The 20,617-nt window shown below is 72.3% G+C and carries 16 protein-coding genes and 1 pseudogene; 10 read left to right on the top strand and 7 right to left on the bottom strand.

The features are described from left to right. Window positions 1-16 precede the first annotated feature (16 nt). The 5 genes from ACFVST_RS08370 (at window position 17) to ACFVST_RS08350 (ending at window position 7,012) form a co-directional block, all read left to right on the top strand. A complete protein-coding gene (locus ACFVST_RS08370; RefSeq protein WP_390148263.1) occupies window positions 17-1,918 on the top strand; it encodes a copper resistance CopC/CopD family protein in 1,902 nt (633 codons plus the stop codon). A gap of 5 nt (window positions 1,919-1,923) precedes the next feature. Continuing rightward, window positions 1,924-3,234 (top strand): iron uptake transporter deferrochelatase/peroxidase subunit, encoded by a 1,311-nt coding sequence (gene efeB / locus ACFVST_RS08365; protein ID WP_390148123.1) that lies wholly within the window; start codon window positions 1,924-1,926, stop codon window positions 3,232-3,234. A gap of 65 nt (window positions 3,235-3,299) precedes the next feature. Next, window positions 3,300-4,235: a prephenate dehydratase gene (pheA, locus tag ACFVST_RS08360; RefSeq protein WP_390148122.1), complete on the top strand. Its 936-nt coding sequence runs from the start codon at window positions 3,300-3,302 to the stop codon at window positions 4,233-4,235. A gap of 631 nt (window positions 4,236-4,866) precedes the next feature. Beyond that, a complete protein-coding gene (serS, locus tag ACFVST_RS08355) occupies window positions 4,867-6,138 on the top strand; it encodes a serine--tRNA ligase (RefSeq protein WP_390148120.1) in 1,272 nt (423 codons plus the stop codon). Window positions 6,139-6,166: 28 nt separating this feature from the next. After that, window positions 6,167-7,012: an HAD family hydrolase gene (locus ACFVST_RS08350; RefSeq protein WP_390148118.1), complete on the top strand. Its 846-nt coding sequence runs from the start codon at window positions 6,167-6,169 to the stop codon at window positions 7,010-7,012. Window positions 7,013-7,316: 304 nt separating this feature from the next. Here the strand turns inward: ACFVST_RS08350 and ACFVST_RS08345 are convergent, their stop codons facing one another. The 4 genes from ACFVST_RS08345 to ACFVST_RS08330 are packed head-to-tail and all read right to left on the bottom strand — an operon-like array spanning window position 7,317 to window position 10,820. Continuing rightward, on the bottom strand, window positions 7,317-8,036 hold the full coding sequence (locus ACFVST_RS08345) for an ABC transporter permease (protein WP_390148116.1): 720 nt from the start codon (window positions 8,034-8,036) through the stop codon (window positions 7,317-7,319). A gap of 9 nt (window positions 8,037-8,045) precedes the next feature. Beyond that, window positions 8,046-8,957, bottom strand: coding sequence for an ABC transporter ATP-binding protein (locus tag ACFVST_RS08340; protein WP_390148115.1), 912 nt, complete (start codon window positions 8,955-8,957; stop codon window positions 8,046-8,048). After that, the gene (locus ACFVST_RS08335; protein ID WP_390148113.1) at window positions 8,954-9,862 is read right to left on the bottom strand and encodes an ABC transporter permease subunit; all 909 of its coding nucleotides are present in this window, start codon (window positions 9,860-9,862) and stop codon (window positions 8,954-8,956) included. Before ACFVST_RS08335 ends, ACFVST_RS08340 begins: the two co-directional genes overlap by 4 nt. Further along, the gene (locus ACFVST_RS08330) at window positions 9,852-10,820 is read right to left on the bottom strand and encodes an ABC transporter ATP-binding protein (protein ID WP_390148261.1); all 969 of its coding nucleotides are present in this window, start codon (window positions 10,818-10,820) and stop codon (window positions 9,852-9,854) included. The genes ACFVST_RS08335 and ACFVST_RS08330 overlap by 11 nt, the downstream gene beginning before the upstream one ends. A 369-nt stretch (window positions 10,821-11,189) precedes the next feature. On the opposite strand from ACFVST_RS08330, the gene ACFVST_RS08325 reads away from it, so the two are divergent. After that, window positions 11,190-12,968 (top strand): SDR family oxidoreductase, encoded by a 1,779-nt coding sequence (locus ACFVST_RS08325; RefSeq protein WP_390148111.1) that lies wholly within the window; start codon window positions 11,190-11,192, stop codon window positions 12,966-12,968. Between the two features lie 462 nt (window positions 12,969-13,430). On the opposite strand, the pseudogene ACFVST_RS08320 reads toward ACFVST_RS08325, so the two are convergent. After that, window positions 13,431-13,535 (bottom strand): annotated as a pseudogene (locus tag ACFVST_RS08320) (hypothetical protein); the annotation flags it as partial. A gap of 1,359 nt (window positions 13,536-14,894) precedes the next feature. Between ACFVST_RS08320 and ACFVST_RS08315 the strand changes: the two are divergent. Continuing rightward, complete coding sequence (locus ACFVST_RS08315; RefSeq protein WP_390148109.1) at window positions 14,895-15,602, top strand: cyclodeaminase/cyclohydrolase family protein; 708 nt, start codon at window positions 14,895-14,897, stop codon at window positions 15,600-15,602. 92 nt (window positions 15,603-15,694) lie between these two features. Then, window positions 15,695-16,522, top strand: coding sequence for a bifunctional 5,10-methylenetetrahydrofolate dehydrogenase/5,10-methenyltetrahydrofolate cyclohydrolase (locus tag ACFVST_RS08310; protein ID WP_390148259.1), 828 nt, complete (start codon window positions 15,695-15,697; stop codon window positions 16,520-16,522). 45 nt (window positions 16,523-16,567) lie between these two features. On the opposite strand, the gene ACFVST_RS08305 is transcribed toward ACFVST_RS08310, so the two are convergent. Next, window positions 16,568-17,308, bottom strand: coding sequence for a DUF4097 domain-containing protein (locus tag ACFVST_RS08305; protein ID WP_390148107.1), 741 nt, complete (start codon window positions 17,306-17,308; stop codon window positions 16,568-16,570). Window positions 17,309-17,471: 163 nt separating this feature from the next. Between ACFVST_RS08305 and ACFVST_RS08300 the strand changes: the two genes are divergently transcribed. Both ACFVST_RS08300 and ACFVST_RS08295 read left to right on the top strand, forming a co-directional pair. Beyond that, window positions 17,472-18,374: an LLM class flavin-dependent oxidoreductase gene (locus ACFVST_RS08300; protein WP_390148105.1), complete on the top strand. Its 903-nt coding sequence runs from the start codon at window positions 17,472-17,474 to the stop codon at window positions 18,372-18,374. A 97-nt stretch (window positions 18,375-18,471) separates the two neighbouring features. Then, a complete protein-coding gene (locus ACFVST_RS08295) occupies window positions 18,472-19,338 on the top strand; it encodes an HAD hydrolase family protein (protein ID WP_390148103.1) in 867 nt (288 codons plus the stop codon). Between the two features lie 65 nt (window positions 19,339-19,403). Here ACFVST_RS08295 and ACFVST_RS08290 read toward each other — a convergent pair whose 3' ends face one another. Then, window positions 19,404-20,513 carry a peptidoglycan DD-metalloendopeptidase family protein gene (locus ACFVST_RS08290; RefSeq protein ID WP_390148101.1) on the bottom strand — a complete coding sequence of 370 codons (1,110 nt, stop codon included), beginning with the start codon at window positions 20,511-20,513 and terminating at the stop codon, window positions 19,404-19,406. Window positions 20,514-20,617 lie beyond the last annotated feature (104 nt).

The following is a 20,617-nucleotide window of genomic DNA, read 5'->3' as shown; positions in this document are numbered from 1 at the left end:
GCTCGCCAGTGTGGTGATGGGGCTCGGGTTGCTGCTCGCCGGTGCGGGGCCTGCCTCCGCTCATGCCGCGCTCACCGGCAGCGACCCCCGGCAGGGCTCGGTGGTCGGCACGGCGCCCACGTCCGTGTCGCTGACCTTCTCCGAGGAGGTGGCGATGGACTCCGGCTCGCTGCGGGTCCTCGATCCTGCGGGGCACCGGGTCGACCGGGGCAGGATCAGCTCGGTCGGCTCCGACACCTACCGGGTCGGCCTGCGCGGCAAGCTGCCCGACGGCACCTTCACCGTCGCCTACCAGGTGGTCTCCGCCGACAGCCACCCCGTCTCCGGCGCCTTCACCTTCTCCGTAGGCGCCCCGTCCAGGACGAGCGTCTCGCTGGACACCGGGCAGGCGGGCGGCGGCACCGTGGGCGGCCTCTACCACACCGTGCGCTATCTGTCGTACGCCTCGTTCGTGCTGCTGGTCGGCGGGGCCGCGTTCCTACTGGCCTGCTGGCCGGGCGGGGCGGGGCGGCGGCCGGTGCAGCGGCTGGTGGCGGGCGGCTGGGTCGGACTCACCGCGGGCACCCTGCTGCTGCTCTTGATGCGGGGCGCCTACACCGGTAGCGGGAAGGCCGCCGACATCTTCGACCTGGGGCTGCTCGGGGGAGTGCTACAGACCAAGACGGGCGCCGCGCTCGTCTCCCGGCTGCTGCTGCTCGCCGTGGCCGCCCTCTTCCTCGCGGTCCTCTTCGGCGCCTACGCGAAGCACGTCGAGGACGAAGCCGAGGGAGAGGCGGAGGAGAAGGGGGACGACGGTGGCGACGGGACCTCGCGGAGGGATCTCGCCTTCGGGTTGTCCGTCGGCGGCGGCGTGGTGGCCGCCGGGCTGGCCGCCACCTGGGCCATGTCCGAACACGCCTCGGTCGGCCTCCAGGCCGGGCTGGCCATGCCGGTGGACGTACTGCATCTGCTGGCGGTGGCGCTCTGGCTCGGCGGGCTCACCACCCTGCTCACCGCGCTCTACCGGACCCCGGCCGTGGACGCCTCCGCGGTCCACCGCTTCTCCCGGCTCGCCTTCGCCTCCGTGGTGGTGCTCGCCGCCACCGGGCTCTACCAGTCCTGGCGCCAACTCGGCACCTGGACCGCCCTGTTCGGCACCACCTACGGGCGGCTGCTGCTGGCCAAGGTCGCCCTGGTCGCCGTACTGGTGGGCCTCGCCTACTTCTCCCGCCGCTGGACCAGCCGCCTCACCGCCCCCGCCGAGGCCCGCGTTCCTCGCCCGTCACCGGTCGCCGAGCCCACCGCCGAGGCCGCGCCCGAGGTGGTGGCCGCGGGGGCGGACGCCGGGGCGGGCCGGACGGATGCCGGGCGGGCCGCGCAGTTGGCTCGGCAGCGGGCCGCGGTGGAAGCGGCGCGGGTCAAACGGGCCCGGGACGCCGACCCGGTCCGGTCCGGGCTGCGCCGTTCCCTGCTCGCCGAGGCCGGAGTCGCCGTCGTACTGCTCGCCGTCACCACGGCCCTGACCAGCACCGAACCGGGCCGCACCGTGGAGGAGGCCCGGAACGGGTCCGCCGCCGCGGCCGGGCGGCAGCAGTCCGGGCCGGTCTCGCTGAAGCTGCCCTTCGACACCGGCGGCCGCAACGGCAAGGGCGTGGTCCTGCTGGACCTCACGCCCGGCCGGATCGGCGGCAACGAACTGCACCTGTATGTGGAGCACCCCGATCAATCGGCCTTCGATGTCCCCGAGGTCCGGGTCTCGCTCACCCTCAAGGCGCGGGACCTCGGCCCGCTGCGGGCCACCCCCGAACGCATCGCCGCCGCACACTGGGCCGCCGAGCGGGTCCAGGTACCGATGGCGGGGGACTGGCGGTTCGCGGTGACCGTCCGCACCTCCGACATCGATGAAGTGACCGTCCACCGGAACGCGAAGATCGGCTGAAGCCCATGCCCGAATCTGCCAACTCCCCTGCCCGCTCCGCCCATCGGGACGGCGGCGGCCCCACGTCCGACGCGGAGACCGGGATCAGTCGGCGGCGGCTGATCGGCACGGCGGGCGCCACCGGACTGGTACTCGGCGCGGGCGGCGCCACCGCGGGGTACGCCGTGGGGTCCGGGGACGGCGACGGGGCCGCGCCGCTCAGCTCGGTCGGCGCCGGGCGGGTCATGTTTCACGGGAAACATCAGCCCGGCATCACCACCCCCTTGCAGGCCCGCGGCCATCTGCTCGCCTTCGACCTCGCGGCCGGCGCCGGGCGCAAGGAGGCCGCGGCCTTGCTACGCCGCTGGTCGGCGACGGCGCAGCGGCTGATGGCGGGCGAACCGGTCCGTACCGCGGGCGGGCATGACACCGGGATCGCCCTGGACGCCGGGCCGTCCTCGCTCACCGTCACCTTCGGCTTCGGCCACAGCTTCTTCGGGCGGACCGGGCTGGGGAAGCAGCGCCCGGCCGCCCTCGATCCGCTGCCCGCCTTCTCCTCCGACCACCTGGACAAGGCCCGCAGCGACGGCGACCTCTGGATACAGATCGGCGCCGATGACGCCCTCGTCGCCTTCCACGCACTGCGCGCCCTCCAGCAGGACGCCGGGGAGACCGCCCGGCTCCGCTGGCAGATGAACGGCTTCAACCGCACGCCCGGAGCCACCGAACGCCCCATGACCACCCGCAACCTCATGGGTCAGATCGACGGCACCAACAACCCCAAGCCCTCCGACCAGGACTTCGAGCAGCGCCTCTTCGTACCCGATCCGCCCGCCGCTGGGGTCCCGGGGTGGATGGCGGGCGGGTCCTATGTGGTGATGCGGCGGATCCGGATGCTCCTCGACGACTGGGAGAAACTGCCGCCGTCCGCCCAGGAGGAGGTCATCGGGCGCCGCAAATCAGATGGCGCACCGCTGACCGGGGGCAGCGAGACCACCGAGATGCAGTTGGAGAAGACGGGCCCCGACGGCAAGCTGGTGGTGCCGCTCAACGCCCATGCCCGGATCACGCGCCCGGACCAGAACGGCGGGGCCGCACTGCTGCGCCGCCCCTTCTCCTTTCATGACGGCTTCGACCCGGACGGGATCCCGGACGCCGGGCTGCTCTTCGTGTGCTGGCAGGCCGATCCGCTGCGCGGCTTCGTACCGGTGCAGCGGAAGCTGGATCGCGGGGACGCGCTGTCCCGGTTCATCCGGCACGAGGCCAGCGGCCTCTTCGCGGTGCCCGCCGCACCGGCCGCAGGCGCCTATGTGGGCCAGCCGCTACTGGAGGGCTGAGGCCCCGGGCCGCGTCCGGGGAGCATCGGGCGCCGCCGCTCGCCCCCGGCCATTAGGGTGACGGTATGTCGGCGATGCGCTACACCTATCTCGGCCCCGAGGGCACCTTCACCGAGGCCGCGCTCCGTACGCTGCCCGAGGCCGCGACGCGGGAGCTGATGCCCATGGTCTCGGTGCCGGCCGCACTGGACGCGGTCCGCGCCGGGGAGGCGGGCGGTGCGCTGGTACCGATCGAGAACTCGGTGGAGGGCGGGGTCACCGCCACCCTCGACCAGCTCTCCCGGGGCGAACCGCTGATGATCTACCGCGAGGTGGTGCTGCCCATCGCCTTCGCCCTGCTGGTCCGGCCCGGCACCAAGATCGGCGACATCAAGACGGTCACCGGGCACCCGGTCGCCCAGCCGCAGGTGCGCAACTGGCTCGCCGCCCATCTCCCGGACGTCCGCTGGGAGTCCGCGGCCTCCAACGCCGACGGCGCCCGCCTGGTCCAGGAGGGCCGGTACGACGCGGCCTTCGCCGGGGAGTTCGCCGCCGCCACCTACGGCCTGGAGCCGCTGGTGACCGAGATCCACGACGCGGCGAACGCCGAGACCCGCTTCGTACTCCTGGGCCGCCCCGGCCGCCCGGCCGCCCCGACCGGCGCGGACAAGACCTCGCTGGTGATCTGGCTGGGCGACGACCACCCCGGCGCCCTGCTGGAACTGCTCCAGGAGTTCGCGGTACGCGGCGTCAACCTGATGCGGATCGAGTCGCGGCCGACGGGCGCGGGCATCGGGAACTACTGCTTCTCGGTGGACGCCGAGGGCCACATCACGGACCGGCGGGTGGGCGAGGCACTGATGGGCCTGAAGCGGATCTGCCCGCAGGTGCGTTTCCTCGGCTCCTATCCGCGGGCCGGGGTGGCGCCGGATGAGGTGGGGGCGCTGCGGGCGGGGACGTCGGACGCCGAGTTCATGGCGGCCTCGGACTGGTTGGCGCGCTGTCAGGACGGCCGGTTCTGAGGTTCGGCGGGCGGATCGGGCGGGACTCCGCTCGCCGGGGCCGCGGTCCTACCTGCAGATTTTCTTTATCCACAGAGTTATCCACAGGCTGGCTCTCTCGACCTGGGGACAAGTCGACAGAGCAGACCCGCAACCCCATCATCGCCGATAAATCGGCGCAAGCGCCCTAGCCGTACCCGGAGCGGGACGACCCGACCGCGATCCACTCTTTTCCCTGATCCTCCCTTCTCAGCATGGCAATTCCGGCCGAAAACAGGGACCAAGCGGGCATGATCGGGGAATCCGGGGACCGAGCGCCCTCTTTGGAAATGATCACGTCCGGCATCCACAGATCTTCCACACACCCTGTGGATAACTTTCTCCAGCACCCCGAGTCTGTGGACAACTCGCCGCCCCAGGCCCGCCAACTCGGGCCCGAGCGGGAAAACCCACGTCAAGAAAACGCCCCCCGCCCCCTTTCGAGCCCGGCGGGCCGCTTTCCTTGACAGGCCGGGACCGCCACGAAGATCCACCGGACCGCCGCTTTCCGGCCGCCGACCGACCCGGCGAATTCATTACCGGCATTGCGGACATAACGCACCGGGTGGAATGCCGGTTCGTGCGCCGCGACGGCCCCGGTAGCCTTGACGCTGTGATTGACCTTCGCCTGCTCCGTGAAGACCCCGACCGTGTACGCGCCTCCCAGCGCGCCCGAGGAGAGGACGTCGCACTCGTCGACGCCCTCCTCTCCGCCGATGAACGGCGCAGGTCGTCCGGCGCCCGCTTCGATGAGCTGCGCTCCGAGCAGAAGGCGCTCGGCAAGCTCATCCCCAAGGCGTCCGCCGAGGAGAAGCAGGAACTGCTGCGGAAGGCCGGGGAGTTGGCCGCCGCGGTCAAGACCGCTGACGCCGAGCAGGACCAGGCCGACGAGGAGGCCAAGTCCCTGCTGCGCAAGCTGGGCAACGTGGTCCACCCCGACGTACCCGTCGGCGGCGAGGAGGACTTCACCGTCCTGGAGACCCACGGCACCATCCGCGACTTCGCCGCCGAGGGCTTCGAGCCGAAGGACCACCTGGAGCTGGGTGAGGCGCTCGGCGCCATCGACGTGGAGCGCGGCGCGAAGGTCTCCGGCTCCCGCTTCTACTACCTGACCGGCATCGGCGCTCTGCTGGAGCTGGCCCTGGTGAACGCGGCCATCGCCCAGGCCACCGAGTCCGGATTCACACCCATGCTCACCCCCGCACTGGTGCGCCCCCGCGCCATGGAGGGCACCGGCTTCCTCGGCCAGGCCGCGGAGAACGTCTACCACCTGGAGAAGGACGACTACTACCTGGTCGGCACCTCCGAAGTCCCGCTCGCCGCCTACCACATGGACGAGATCATCGAGGCGGAGCGGCTGCCGCTGCGGTACGCCGGGTTCTCGCCCTGCTTCCGCCGCGAGGCGGGCACCTACGGCAAGGACACCCGCGGCATCTTCCGGGTGCACCAGTTCGACAAGGTGGAGATGTTCTCCTATGTCGCGCCGGAGGACGCGGAGGCGGAGCACGGGCGGCTGCTGGCCTGGGAGAAGCAGTGGCTGAGCGGTCTGGAGCTGCCGTTCCAGGTGATCGACGTCGCCAGCGGTGACCTCGGCGCCTCCGCCACCCGCAAGTTCGACTGCGAGGCGTGGATCCCCACCCAGGGCAAGTACCGCGAGCTGACCTCCGCTTCGAACTGCACCGAGTTCCAGGCCCGCCGGCTCGCCGTGCGGATGCGGGACGGCAAGAAGGTCCGCCCGCTCGCCACGCTCAACGGCACCCTCTGCGCCGTCCCCCGCACCATCGTGGCCATCCTGGAGAATCACCAGCAGTCCGACGGCTCCGTCCGCGTGCCCGAGATGCTCCGGCCCTATCTCGGCGGCCGGGACGTACTGGAGCCCAAGTGAGCGAGAACAGTCTGGAGTACCCCCCTTCGTGAGTGCGCCGACCGCAGCCCCCGGACCCGCCGACCGGTCCGGGGCGCCCGCCTTCCCCTACACGCTGGTGGCGACCGATCTCGACGGGACGCTGCTGCGGTCCGACGACACGGTGTCCCCGCGTACCCGTGCGGCGCTCGCCGCGGCCACCGAGGCGGGGGCCGCCCATATCGTGGTCACCGGCCGGGCCGTGCCGTGGACGCGGCACATCCTGGACGACCTCGGGTACCAGGGCATCGCGGTGTGCGGCCAGGGCGCGCAGGTCTATGACGCGGGCGCGCACCGGCTGCTGACCTCGGTCACCCTGGACCGGCAGCTCGCCGGTCTCGCGCTGGCCAAGATCGAGGCGGAGGTCGGCCCGCTGGCGCTGGCCGTGAGCCGCGACGGCATCGAGGGCCGGGTGCTGATCGGCCCCGGCTACCGGGTGCAGGACGGGCCGCTGCCGGCCACCGCGACCGACGACCTGGTGGAGCTGTGGGCGGAGCCGCTCAACAAGATCTACATCCAGCATCCGCGGCTCACCGACGACGAGTTGGCGGACGCGGCCCGTGGTGTGGCCGGCGATCTGGTCGGTGTGGTGATGGCCGGTGAGGGTGTGGTCGAGCTGCTGCCGCTGGGCCTCACCAAGGCGAAGGGCCTCGCGCTGGCGGCGCGGCGCCTCGGCGTGAAGGCCGCGGACACCATCGCCTTCGGCGATATGCCCAATGACATCCCGATGTTCGCGTGGGCGGCCCATGGTGTGGCGATGGCCGGCGCCCATCCCGCACTCAAGGATGTCGCCGACGAGGTGACCGCCTCCAACGACGAGGACGGCATCGCCGTCGTCCTGGAGCGCTTGCTGTAACGGAGGCCCGTCGGGCGAGGGTTCGTTGGGAGGGGGCGGCCCGCGCATCGCGGGGATGCGCGCTCGAAGCGGCCGCCCCCGGGCGGCTCCGCACGGCGCGAGCTCGACGGAGTGCAGTGACCACTCCGGAGCCCTGCTCCGCCGGCCGCCCCGACGGGAGCGCAGCGGACACTCTCGGCGTCCGCGCGCTCCGCTCCCGGTCCGGTGGTGCCGCGGCTCCCGTGGGCTCCGCGGCCTCTCCACTGTGCCCGGGACAGCTCCGCTCCCGCCACCGAATATCAGTCGTGCCGGGACGTCGGCCCGCTCACTCCTCCCCGGCCAGCTTCAGGGTGCGCAGCTTCTGCCCGGCGTACCAGGTGGCGACGACGGTGACGCCGGCCAGTAGGACGGTGGCCAGGGGGAGGCCCACGTCGGAGGTGATCAGGTCGCCCCCGGCCACCCGCTGTGCGACGGCGAGCGACCACTGCTGGACGCTGAGGGTGCGCGCCCCGGCGATCAGGGAGCCGAAGAGGGCCTCCCAGATGAGGGCGTAGACCAGGCCGAAGACCACGGCGTGCCGGGTGACCGTGCCCAGCAGCAGGAAGATCGCGGCGTAGGCGATGGACGCGACCAGTGCGGCCACCGTATAGGCGACGGCGACCTGCTGCCCGTTGCCGTTGAGGATGAATCCGGCGATCAGGGTGGGCACCGCGGAGAACGCCATGGTGACGGCGATCGCCACGATCAGCTTGGTGAAGATGATCACGGGCCGTTTGACGGGCTTGGCCAGCAGATAGATGACGGAGCCGTCGTCGATCTCCGGGCCGATGGCTCCGGTGCCGGCGATGACGCCGATGATCGGGACCATGGTGGCCAGGGCGAATCCGCCAAGGACATCGGCGGCGACCTGGTCGTCGGCGCCGGTGAGCAGCCGTACCGCGAGGGAGATCACGATGAGCAGGGCGGGCAGTGCGAAGAGGATGAGGGCCCGGCGGCGGCCGAGCAGGGCCCGGTAGGTGAGCCGGGCGACGGTGGGTTCGTACATGGTGGCCTCCTACGCCGCGACCAGGTAAGAGAAGACGGACTCAAGGGACTCGTCCGACGGGGACACGGTGAGCAGGCGGATGCCGTGGTCGCGTGCCACCTTGGGGAGCAGGGCGGTGAAGCGGCCGAAGTCGACCGCCTGGATACGCAACGCGCCTTCCTTCAGGTCGACTTCGATGCCTGCGGTGGACGGGTCGGCGATCAGGGCGGCGGCGAGCGCGCGGTCGTCGCTGGAGCGGACCAGGTAGCGGTGCGGGCGGTCCGTCATCAGGCGGCGGATGCGGCGGAAGTCACCGCTGGCGGCGTGCCGGCCGGCCACGATCACCTCGATGTGCGAGGCGAGTTGCTCGACCTCCTCCAGGATGTGCGAGGAGAAGAGCACGGTGCGGCCCTCGTCGCCCATCCTCCGCAGCAGCTCCATGAGTTGCATCCGCTGGCGCGGGTCCATGCCGTTGAAGGGCTCGTCGAGCAGCAGCACGGACGGCGAGTGCACCAGCGCGGAGGCCATCTTGACGCGCTGCCTCATGCCCTTGCTGTACGTGGAGATCTTGCGGTCCTGGGCGTACTCCATCTCGACGGTGGCGAGGGCCTCGGCGGCCTCGCGCTCCCCCAGGCCGTGCAACTCGGCGTTGGCGACGACGAATTCACGTCCGGTGAGGAAGTCGTACATCGCTTCCCGCTCGGGGACCACGCCGATGCGGCGGTAGATCTGCTCGTTGCGCCAGATGGTGTCGGCGTCCAGGGTGACGGAGCCGGTGGACGGGGCGAGGAAGCCGCCCATCATGTTGATGAGGGTGGATTTGCCCGCGCCGTTGGGGCCCAGCAGTCCGGTGACGCCGGGGCCGATGTCCATGGTGACGTCGTTGACCGCGACCACGTTGCCGAACCAGCGGGAGACATGGTCGATGCTCAGGGTGCTCACAGTCCGGCCTTTCGGTAGCGGCGCAGCAGGATGCCGTAGCAGCCGGCGATGATGCCGAGGACGGCGATCAGATAGACCGGTCCGGCCGCGCTGGAGGGGCCGATGTCGCCGGGGAACGCGGTGTTCGCGCCGAGGAACGCGGTCTGCACGCCGTCGATCAGGGTGATCGGCGAGAAGAGGCCGAGCCAGCCGATGGCGCCGGTGCTGTCCTGGTTGTAGGCGATGGCCTGCACGGTGGAGACCGCGCCGTAGCTGATGGTGAGGACGGCGATGATGGCGGCGATGCCGAAGCCGCGGCGCGGGGTGACGGCGGAGATCACCAGGCCGATACCGGCGAAGAGGAGGGAGAGCAGCGCCACGGACACCAGCCCCTGGAGAAAGCCCTTCGTCTGGTCCGCGAAGCCCAGCTTGGCGAGGAGCGCGCCCAGGTAGAGCACGATCAGCGGGGCCGCGGTGAGGATGAAGAGCGCGGAGGACATGGCCGCGAACTTGGCGCGTACGTAGTCGCGGTGCTCGATCGGCCGGGAGAAGTAGAGGGGGACCGTCTTGAAGCGCAGGTCCCGGGAGACGGACTGGGGTGCCTGGGCGGCCAGATAGAGGCCGATGACGGCCTGGAGGAGGATCGCGTACCGGGTGTAGCTCAGGGGCAGGTCGTGCGCCTTGGTGGCGACGGTGACGGCCACGATGATCGCCGCGGGTACGCACATCACCGCGAACAGCAGCATCGGCAGCACCTTCGACTTGGCGGATCTGCCAAGTCCGTAGGCGCCGCGCAGGGACTGCGAGAAGAGCGACCGGGTGGCGTACGAGCGGCCCAGGCGGGGGCCGTCGTAGCGGCGGTAGCCGATGTTGTGGATGCGGGTCTGCTCGGCTGCGGCGGGCAGCCCGGTCGGCTCAACTGCCATGGCTGACGGCCTCCTTGTGCTGTCCGGCGCTCTGGCCGTCATGGAAGACCTCGGCGATGTGGTGCCGCCGCTGCTCCATCCTGACCAGGCCGAGGCCGAGGTCGGCGACGGTGTCCCGGACCAGGTCGTAGGTGTCCTCGCCGGACGTGGTCAGCAGCAGGATGTGGCCAGCGCCGGGCAGGCCGCGGCCGTCCTCGGCGGCGAGGCCGCGCTCGGCGAGGGCGGCCCGCAGCGCACCGGTGCCGTCCGGGTGGGTGTCGGAGTCGGTGACCTCCACCGCGAGGGTGGTGGTGGTCTGGGTGAAGTCGGTGGTGGAACTGGACCGCAGCAGGGCGCCGCCGTCGATGACCACCACGTGGTCGCAGGTGCGCTCCAGCTCGCCGAGGAGGTGCGAGGTGACGAGGACGGAGATGCCGAAGTCGGAGTGGACGCGGCGGATCAGGCCGAGCATCTCGTCCCGGCCGACCGGGTCGAGGCCGTTGGTCGGCTCGTCGAGGAAGACCAACTCGGGGTCGTGCACCAGGGCCTGGGCGAGCTTCACCCGCTGCTTCATGCCCGTCGAGTAGCCGCCGATGGGGCGGTAGCGCTCTTCGTAGAGGCCGACATGGCGCAGGGTGTCGGCGGTGCGCTCGCGGGCCGCGGTGGGCGGCAGGCCCGACATGCGCGCCATATGTACGACGAACTCGGTGGCCGACACGTCGGGGGGCAGGCAGTCGTGCTCCGGCATGTACCCCACGCGCTCCCGGATGGCGGCGCCCTCGGTGGCGACGTCGAGGCCGAGCACAGCGGCGCGGCCCTCCGTGGCGGGGGACAGCCCCAGGAGGATCTTGATCAGGGTGGACTTGCCGGCTCCGTTGGCTCCGACGAGTCCGGTCACGCCGGGCCCGATGTCCATGGAGAGCCGGTCAAGCGCGGTCACCCGGGGGAACCGCTTGCTCAGGCTTTCGGTCTCGATCACTGTCACCCCTCGAACGTAGGCGCGCGCCCGCTCCGAGGCGTCAGCCCAGGGTGCTGTACGCAGGTCAGACTCCGGGACTACGGCCCGTAGGGGAGCGCCCTGCCAAGGTCTCACAGGGCCTCGCACCAGAGGCTGGTTATCCACAGGCGGAAATCGGGGGACGGGAGCGGAGTGTCTCCGCGGAGAGTTATCCACAGGCTGTCCGGGGGGCTCTTGACCTGGCCTCCCGGCATTGCCAGATTCATCAGTGCCAACTTGGTGCCGCCCGCTCGGGAGGCGCCGAGTGCGGTGCGCGGTGCGGACGTTGGCTTCCGCGGGCGGGTGCGGGTGCGGTACGGGTGCGGTGCGACAGCGGGGAAAGGGAGCGGCATGAACGGCACGGGTCTCGACGGGGCGCGGGAGCGTACGGTCCGGACGGGCGGGGTGGAGTTGTGCGTCGCCGAGTTGGGCGAGCCGGGCCGGCCCACGGTGGTCCTGGTGCACGGCTATCCGGACTCCAAGGAGGTGTGGGGCGGGGTGGCCCGGCGGCTGGCGGACCGCGGCGGATTCCATGTGGTGCTGTACGACGTGCGGGGCCACGGCAGGTCCAGCGCGCCGAAGCCGCTGCGGGGCGGCTTCACCCTGGAGAAGCTCACCGACGACTTCCTCGCCGTGTGCGACGCGGTCTCGCCCGACCGTCCGGTGCATCTGGTGGGGCACGACTGGGGCTCGGTGCAGGCCTGGGAGTTCGCCACGGTGGAGCGCACCGAGGGCCGGATCGCTTCCCTCACCTCGATATCGGGCCCCAGCCTGGACCACTTCGGCCAGTGGATCAAGAAGCGCGCGGGCCGCCCCACCCCCCGCGCCCTGGCCCAACTCCTCGGCCAGGGCGCCAAGTCCTGGTACGTGTACCTGCTGAACACACCTGTCCTGCCCGAGCTGGCCTGGCGGGGGCCGCTCGGCACGCAGTGGCCGCGGCTGCTGCGCAGACTGGAGAAGGTCCCGGCGGACGGCTACCCCACGTCCACCCTCCCCTCGGACGCGGCACACGGCGCCTGGCTCTACCGGGACAACATCCGCGCCCGGCTGAGCCACCCCCGGGACGACGCCTACGCCCGGGTGCCGGTGCAGTTGATCACGCCCACCGGGGACGCCTTCCTGTCCGACCATCTCTACGACGAGCTGGAGCAGTGGGCACCGCGACTGGTCCGCCGCACCCTGCCCGCCAAGCACTGGGTGCCCCGCACCCGCCCCGACCAACTCGCCTCCTGGATATCGGAGTTCGTACAGGACCAGGAGCGCCCCGGCACGGCGGCGATACCGGCGGCGCTCGGGCTGCCCTACGCGGACCGGTTCGGCGGGCAGTTGGTGCTGGTGACGGGGGCGGCCGGTGGCATCGGCCGGGCCACGGCGCTCGCCTTCGCCACGGCGGGGGCCCGGGTGCTGGCGGTCGACGTGGACGCGGAGGGCGCCGAGCGGACGGCGGAGCTGGCCCGCTCGGCCGGCGCCCCGGACGCCTGGGCTGAACAGGTCGACGTCTCGGACGAGCAGGCGATGGCCGAGCTGGCGGTGAAGACCCTCGCCGAACACGGCGTGGTGGACGTCCTGGTGAACAACGCGGGCATCGGTCTGGCCGGTCCCCTGCTGGACACCCGCACGGAGGACTGGCGGCGCGTCCTGGACGTCAACCTCTGGGGAGTCATCCACGGCTGCCGGATCTTCGGACGGCAGATGGCGGAGCGCGGCCAGGGCGGCCATATCGTCAACACCGCCTCGGCCGCCGCCTACCAGCCCTCGCGGATGCTCGGCGCGTACAGCACCTCGAAGGCGGCGGTGCTGATGCTCAGCGAGTGCCTGCGGGCCGAGTTGGCGGGGCAGGGCATCGGGGTGAGCGCCGTCTGCCCCGGCCTGGTCAATACGGGCATCACCGGCACGGCCCGGTTCGCCGGGGTGTCGGCCGAGGAGCAGGACCGCCTCCGCGACCGGTCCACCCGCCTCTACGGGCTGCGCAACTACCCGCCGGAGAAGGTCGCTCAGGCGGTCCTACGCGCCGTGGCCCGCAACCAGGCGGTGGTACCGGTCACTCCGGAAGCCCGGGGCGCCCGCCTCCTGGCCCGGGTGTCCCCAAGCGTCCGGCGAGCCTTCGCCCGGCTGAAACTTCCACTGTGAAGGGGGACTTGGGACCAGCACCTCCGCCCCTCGTGGACCGGACCGGGACTTCACCACCGCACCACTTCAAGTCCCTTGCCGCCGACCACATACAGCAGTCCGCCGTCCGACAGAGGTGCGCCCATGGCGTCCGCCTCGCCCATGGCACGCCAAAGTGCCTTTCCAGTAAGGGAGTTGCAGCCCAGATCTCCAACTCGTGTTCCACCAGGATGAGTTCGGCCCGGTCCCCCGCCAGGACCAGCGCCGAGGTGCACGCCTTGCTCGCCGTACGCCACAACTCCCCGCCACCGGACGCGGCACGGGCGGTGACGTAACCGGCGCGTGGCTTCCGGCCCGAACCGGAGACGAGGTCCCAGAGGCCCGACCCGGGTCGAGGTTCTGCGCAGCCCATAAACCGTCGCTCGTGGTCAGGAAGGCAGCGGCGACGTCGGCCGCCGTCGTGGGCGTCGTGGGGGGGGCGACCGTCGCGCGCCAGCGCCGGTCACCCGTCGCGGCGTCGTAGGCGTACACGGTGCCGGTCCCGCCCGCACAGGCGTAGACGGTGCGTACGTCGGCGGAGAGCGAGATCTCGGCGCCGGTGTCCGATGAGGATTCCCTCGGCGGCGCGGAGGCCTTCCGGCGCCGGGCGCCGGTGGAGGGGCGTACGCGACGAGTTCGTCGGTCTTTCCGGAACCGATCGCGTAGAGCAGTCTCCTGCCGAGAACTGCGCTGTCCGCCTTCGGCAGTGTCCAGCCCTCGTCTGCCCGACTCCGCTTCCAGGGCGGCGAGTTCGTGCTCCGCCGCGGGTCTCGGCGATCAACCGGCCGTGTGCCGGGTCTCCGAACAGCAGCCGGTCGCCCCTGGTCCGCCATGTGACGTGACCCGTGTCGGGGGCAAGGGCTAAGAGGACTCCGTCGGCCGGATCGCGGGTACCCCCGGCGTCGTCCGCCATGGTCTTCGGCCGGAGCAGGGCGCACACCGTGGAGTCGATCACGGCGAGGGCCGCCGGAGGGCGCCGCCGAGTTGCTCGCTCGTCCAGCGCCGGGTGCCGTCCTCGTCCACGAAAGCGTTGACATGACCGCCCTCGACTGCGACGAAACACGGTCCCACCGGACACCGTGACCGGCCCCAGACTCGCCTCCCCCGCCCGACCACCCGCCGCCTCACCGACCCACCGCCTGCGACCGCTCCCGGCGTCCAGCGCATGGACAGCCAGCGGGTCATCGTGGGTGGCGTACAGGTGGTCACCGGAAACGCAGAGATGGGTGAGCCCCTTGGCCGCCCCGCTCAGCGCATACGTCCAGGCGGCACGTCGCACGGGCGGCTCCGGAATGGTCACGTCCTGGTCCGATGCGCCGTAGAACCGCCACCCCGCGAACGCGCCCACTCCCGCCACCGCCGCCCCGAGCACCGACCACCGACCGCCGGGCGACCTGGCGTCCCCGCCGTCCGTTCCGCCGCCCGGCGTGACCGCGTGCGATCACTGCGACATACCTGCCAGTCCGCTCGTCCCCGCTGTCAGCACATCACACGGCGGGGTGGTGGAGCCGGGGCTGCCCCCCAACAGCCAACCACTGAAGGCAAGTTACCCAAATCGCTTAAAGGGGACGGGAGTTATCCACAATCTGGCCAACTCCCCTGTGGATAAGGCCTGTTGTCTGTGGATCAAACATCCGGAGCAATATTCATACGCAGGTTTTCCAGGCCTCCTGACTTCCTGACTTCCCGACTTCCGGATCTACGGATGCCCCGATGGACCGATGGACCGATGGACCGATCCGCGGATGGGACGACGGTCGGATCCGCACATCTACCGACTGTCCGGCGATCAGGAAATCCGGAGGTACCAGGGGTATCCGGGCGCCCGCCTGTACGCGCGCCCGCGCGTCCCCCGTGGAAGGATGGCCGCGGCCCCTGGCACCGACCGTCCTGGAGGGCGATCACCCCATGAGCGAGGACCCGTCCCCGCCCACCGGCACCCCCGAGCCCACCGGCGCCGGGGCGCCCACCCGCGACAAGGCGCCCGCCACCGCGCTGCGGGCCGAGACGCTTGCCGGATATCTGGACCGGCTGGCCGCCCGGGAGCCCGCCCCGGGTGGTGGTGCGGCGGCTGCGTTGCACGCCGCCCAGGGGGCCGCGCTGATCTCGATGGTGGCGCACTACAGCACCGGCCCGCGCTACGCGGAGCACGCCGAGGTGATCGCCGAGGTGACCGGTGCCGCCGAGGAGCTGCGTGGCACCGCGCTCCGGCTGGCCGAGGAGGACGCCGGCGCGTTCACCGCCGTCACCGAGGCCTACCGGCTGCCCAGGTCCACCGCCGAGGAGAAGGCGGCCCGTTCCGCCGCCATCGCCCGCGCTCTGGCCGCCGCGGCCGCACCGCCCGCCGATGTGGTCACCGTCGCCCTGCGCACCGTCGCGCTCGCCGAGGCGCTGCTGCCCGTCGGCAACCGCAATGTGATCACCGATGTGGCGGCCGCAGCCGAGGCCGCCCGCGCCGCCGCCACCACCGCCCGGGTCAACATCGAGATCAACCTCGGCGGCATCAAGGACCCGGCGGTACGCGCCGAACTCGCCGCCGTCACCGACCAGGTGGACGCCCTCTGCGAGCGCGCCGACCGCCTCACCAGCGCCGTACGCCAGGAGATCACCGCGTGACCGCCGCCGGAGACCACCCCGCCCCCACGCCAGCCGCCCCGGAGCAGGCCGCCAACACGCCGGCGGGGCAAGGGAGTTCGGCCGCGCGTGAGCTGCGGGGGCGGCAGTTGGCGGGGACGCTGCGTACCGAGACCGCGGACCGTGCCGCCGAGTTGGCGGAGCGGGGTGCCCGGCCGCATCTCGCCGTGGTCACCGCCACCGCGGACGAGTCCAGCGCCTGGTACGTGCGGTCCATCGCGCGCTCCGCGGAGAAGGCGGGGCTGGGCTGCTCGGTGGTGGATCTCGGCCCGGACGCTCCGGCGAACGCGGTCCGCGAGCGGCTGCGGAGGCTGAGCGCGGACCGCGGCGTGCACGGCATCATCCTTCAGACACCGCTGCCAGAGGGCGCCCGCCTGGAGGAACTCGCCTCCGCGATCGACCCGGTGAAGGACGTGGACGGCGCCAATCCGCTCTCCTTGGGCCGTCTCGCCACCGGGCTGCCCGCCTTCGCCCCGGCCACCGCCGAGGCGGTCCTGGCCCTGCTCGACCACCACCGGGTGGAGTTGGCGGGGCGCCATGCGGTGGTGGTCGGCCGCTCCACCGTCGTCGGCAAGCCCGCCGCCCATCTGCTGCTCGACCGGAACGCCACCGTCACCGTCTGCCACTCGCGCACCGCCGACCTCGCCGCCGTCACCCGCACCGCGGACGTCCTGGTCGCCGCGGTGGGGCGGCCCCGGCTGATCACCCCGGACCATGTGCGGCCCGGCGCGGTGGTGATCGACGTGGGCACCAATCCGACGCCGGACGGCGAACTCGTCGGCGACGTCGACCCCTCGGTACGGCACACCGCGGGCGCCCTCACCCCGGTGCCCGGCGGGGTCGGTCCGGTGACCACGGCGCTCCTCCTCCAGCACACCGTCCGCGCGGCCCTCACCCTCTGAACCAGGCGGTCCGGCCGCCGAGTTGAGCCCGACCCGGTGGTGAGGTCACCGGCCCGCGGACCTCACCACCAGGTCGCCGTTCGACGTCGAGAGGTCCAGGCGGTACCGGCCAGACGGGTTGTTCCCGAACGCCAGCTTCTTGCCGCCGGAGGTGGCGTGCGCCGAGATCCGGTACTCGGCGGGCGGGGCGGTGACCGTGATGTCGCCGTTGGAGGAGTGGGCCTTGATGTTCTGCGGGGTGGCCGTCCCGAGGGTCACCTGGCCGTTGGACGTCTGCGCGTCGATGTCGCCGTGCTCGGCGTTCTCGATCTCGATGTCACCGTTGGACGTGCGCAGCTTCACCGGGCCCCTGGACTTGCTGACCTTGATCCGGCCGTTGCTGGTGTGCACATCGACCTTGCCGACGTCGTTCAGTGTGAGGCCACCGTTGGAGGTGCCTCCGGTCACCGGGAGGCCGGCGGGGACCTTGACCACGTAGTCGACCCCGCAGTTCCGGCCGCAGCCGGAGAGGGTCAGCACGCCGTGCTCGACGCGGAACGAGGTGCCGCCCGGCTTGTCGCCCCGGTACTTGACCTCGCGGTGTACGGAGGGCGTCCGGACGTCGGCCGAGGCGTCCACCCGCACCCCGCCGTTCCCGCTGTCGACGCGGATCGCGGTGACCTTCCGCGGCACCTCGGCGTCGTCCTCGAAGACCTTCTGCTCCAGGACCGAGCACGCGGAGAGCCCGCCCGCGGCGAGCGGGAGAAGAACCGCTGCCGCCAGGAGGCGCGTCGGAAGGCGTCGCATGAAGTTCCCCCAGCATGAGGCGAGTTGGACCGGTGATCAGGTCCCTCGACTCTAGGCAGCCGCACTTGCGCCCACGATGGGGTAAACCCCCCGATGCCACGGGGTGCCCGCACCAGTCCCCGCCCCGGGAGCGCTGTCGGTGGCGGCCCGTAGGGTCGGCGGTATGAGTCTGCGTCTGAGCACCGTGATCCTTCCCGTCCGCCGCTGGCAGCAGGGCGGACGCGAGCAGTGGGTACGCGCTGAGGAGCTGGGTTTCCACACCGCGTACACCTACGACCACCTGTCCTGGCGGACCTTCCGGGACGGCCCGTGGTTCGGCGCGGTACCGACACTGACCGCCGCCGCGGCCGCCACGAGCAGACTCCGCCTGGGCACCCTCGTCACCTCGCCCAACTTCCGGCACCCGGTCACCCTCGCCAAGGAGTTGATCAGCCTGGACGACATATCGGACGGGCGGATCACTCTCGGTATCGGTGCCGGCGGTACCGGTTTCGACGCCACCGCGCTCGGTGGGGAGCCGTGGACGCCGCGTGAACGGGCCGACCGCTTCGCCGAGTTCGTGCCGCTGCTGGACCGGCTGCTCACCGAGGACGCGGTCACCGAGCACGGCGCGCACTACTCCGCGGACGAGGCGCGCAACATCCCGGGCTGTGTGCAGCGCCCCCGCCTGCCGTTCGCCGTCGCCGCCACCGGGCCGCGCGGGATGCGGCTGGCCGCCCGGCACGGTCAGGCCTGGGTCACCACCGGGGACCCGAAGGTGTTCGAGTCCGGCACCCCGGAGGAGTCCCGGGCCGCGATCGGCGGGCAGATCGAGCGGCTCGGGGAGGCCTGCGCTGCCGTCGGGCGGGACTCGGCCGAGCTGGACCGGATCCTGCTCACCGGCTTCACCCCGGACTGGGCCCACCGGCTGGAGTCCGTCGACGCCTTTGTGGACTTCGCGGGCCGGCACCGCGAGTTGGGCATCACCGAGATCGCCGTCCACGCGCCCATCCCGGACACCGACTTCGCGGCCGATCAGAAGACCTTCGAGCGCATCGCCACGGAGGCGCCGGCGCAGCTCGGCTGAGGGGAAGGAGAGACGGGGGAGAAGAGAGGGGGCGCTCGGTACTCAGATGCGCGCCTTCCTGCACGCCCGTGCGCGCATATGCGGAAGAATGCGCCCTGTGACCTCAGCTACCAGACCGCCCAGGATTCCGGCCCGCCCCCTCCGGCCCCGGCTGATCGCCACCGACCTCGACGGCACCCTGCTCCGGGACGACCACTCGGTCTCCCCGCGCACCGTGGCCGCGCTCGCCGCCGCGGAGGCGGCCGGGATCGAGATCTTCTTCGTGACCGGGCGGCCCGCCCGCTGGATGGGCGTGGTCAGCGAGCATGTCCACGGCCATGGGCTCGCCATCTGCGGCAACGGCGCCGCCGTGGTGGATCTGCACGGCGGCCCCGGGGCGCATCGTTTCGTCAAGATCCGGGACCTGGTTCCGGCCACGGCGCTGGAAGTGGTGGAGATCCTGCGGGCGGCGGCCCCCGGTACCGCCTTCGCGGTGGAGCGCACCGGCGGCCTGCACCGCGAGCCCGGCTATCCGCCGCTGCACCTGGAGCCCCCGCAGAGCATCGCCCCCGCCGAGGCCCTGCTCGCCGCCGGCTCCCCCGGCGCCGACCAGCCCGTACTGAAGGTGCTCGCCCACCATGCCGAGTTGGCGCCGGACGAGTTCCTGCGGTCGGCGCGGGCGGAGGTCGGGGCGCGGGCCACGCTGACCAGGTCAAGTCCCAGCGCGCTGCTGGAGATCAGCGGTCCCGGGGTGTCGAAGGCCAGCACGCTCGCCCTGTGCTGTGCGGAACGCGGTATCGATCCGGCCGAGGTGATGGCCTTCGGCGACATGCCCAATGACGTGGAGATGCTCGGCTGGGCCGGCACCTCCTACGCGATGGGCAACGCACACCCGGAGGTACTGGCCGCCGCCTCGGGGCGGACCGGGGCCAACAACGAGGACGGAGTCGCCGCGGTCATCGAGGAAGTCCTCCGCTCCCGCTGAGGACGCCCAACTGCCTTTCGGGCCGGGCCACTTGACGTTTTCCTGCGGAGGCCAGGCGCCTGGCCTCAGCCGACCGGTACGCCGTGGTCCGCGAGCCAGGGCACCGGGTCGACGCCGGAGCCCGTTGCGGGGGTGAGGCGCACCTCGAAGTGCAGATGCGGGCCCGTGGAGTTGCCGGTGGTGCCGGTCAGGCCGATCCACTGCCCGGCCCGTACCCGCTCGCCCTGCTCCACCGCGGCCGAGGCGAGATGGGCGTACTGCGTGTAGTAGCCGTCGTCGTGGCGCAGTACGAGGTGGATGCCGAAGGGGCCGCCGCACCGCACGCTGACCACCCGCCCGGCGCCCACCGCGCGTACCGGGGTGCCGATGTCGACGGCGAAGTCCTGGCCGGTGTGCCGGTGCGCCCAGTGCGAGCCGGAGCTTTCAAACCCGGCGGAGAGCCGGTAGTCCTCGACCGGCGCCACCCAGGGCGCGGTGGCGGCCGCCTCGTCCTGCGGGAGACGGGCGGCGCCCCGGCAACTGCCGGCCGCCACCGAGGCCGCGCCCTCGGCCTGGAGTTCCTCGCGTGCGGCCACCAGCTTCCCGCGGATGGTCTCCTTCAGCCGGGCCAGCGAGGCGTTGCGCCGGTCCAGGGCGCGCCAGGCGGCGTCGGCCCGGCGCTGCTGTGCGGCGAGCCGCCGCTGCGCCGCCCGGCTGGCGCCGACCGCGCGGTCCACCGCGTGCCCCGCCTGCCGCGCCACCCGCTGCCCGTCCAGCACCTGCGCGGGACTGTCCGCGAGCAGCAGTTTCACGGTGTCGGGGACAGCGCCGCCGGACCGGTACTGGGCACGGGCGATACGGCCCACCTCGCCGCGGAGTTCCGCGGCCTGCTGCCGCCGGCCGGCCAGCCGCTCCTGGAGGCCCTGGGCCGCGGCGAGTTGGGACCGCGCCGCCTGCCGGCCCTCCTGGTAGCGGACGGCGGCCCGGGCGGCCTGGTCGTACAGCCGGGCCACCCGGGCACCGGCGCCCTCGGCGGGCGGCTCGGCGGCGGACGCTGCGGTGGCGGGTACCGCGGTGCCCAGCAGCAGGGTGCACGGCAGCGTCAGCGGGAGCGCCACGCGAAGCAGGACACAGCGCAGGACCCGGTGCGGGACACGGCGCGGGACCGGCGGCGGGCGGCGGGTGCGGGTGGACATGCCCGGATCCTCACCCGCCGCCCGTGCCCCGGCCCCGCCTGCTCCTGCCCCCGGGGGACACGGTGCCCCGCATGGACCAGCCGCGTACCCCGAACAGCCGCAGC

Source organism: Streptomyces sp. NPDC058045 (assembly GCF_042885635.1).
Taxonomy (GTDB): Bacteria; Actinomycetota; Actinomycetes; order Streptomycetales; family Streptomycetaceae; genus Streptomyces.
Note: the sequence above shows the minus strand (reverse complement) of the source record. Positions and strands in the feature narration are given on the sequence as shown.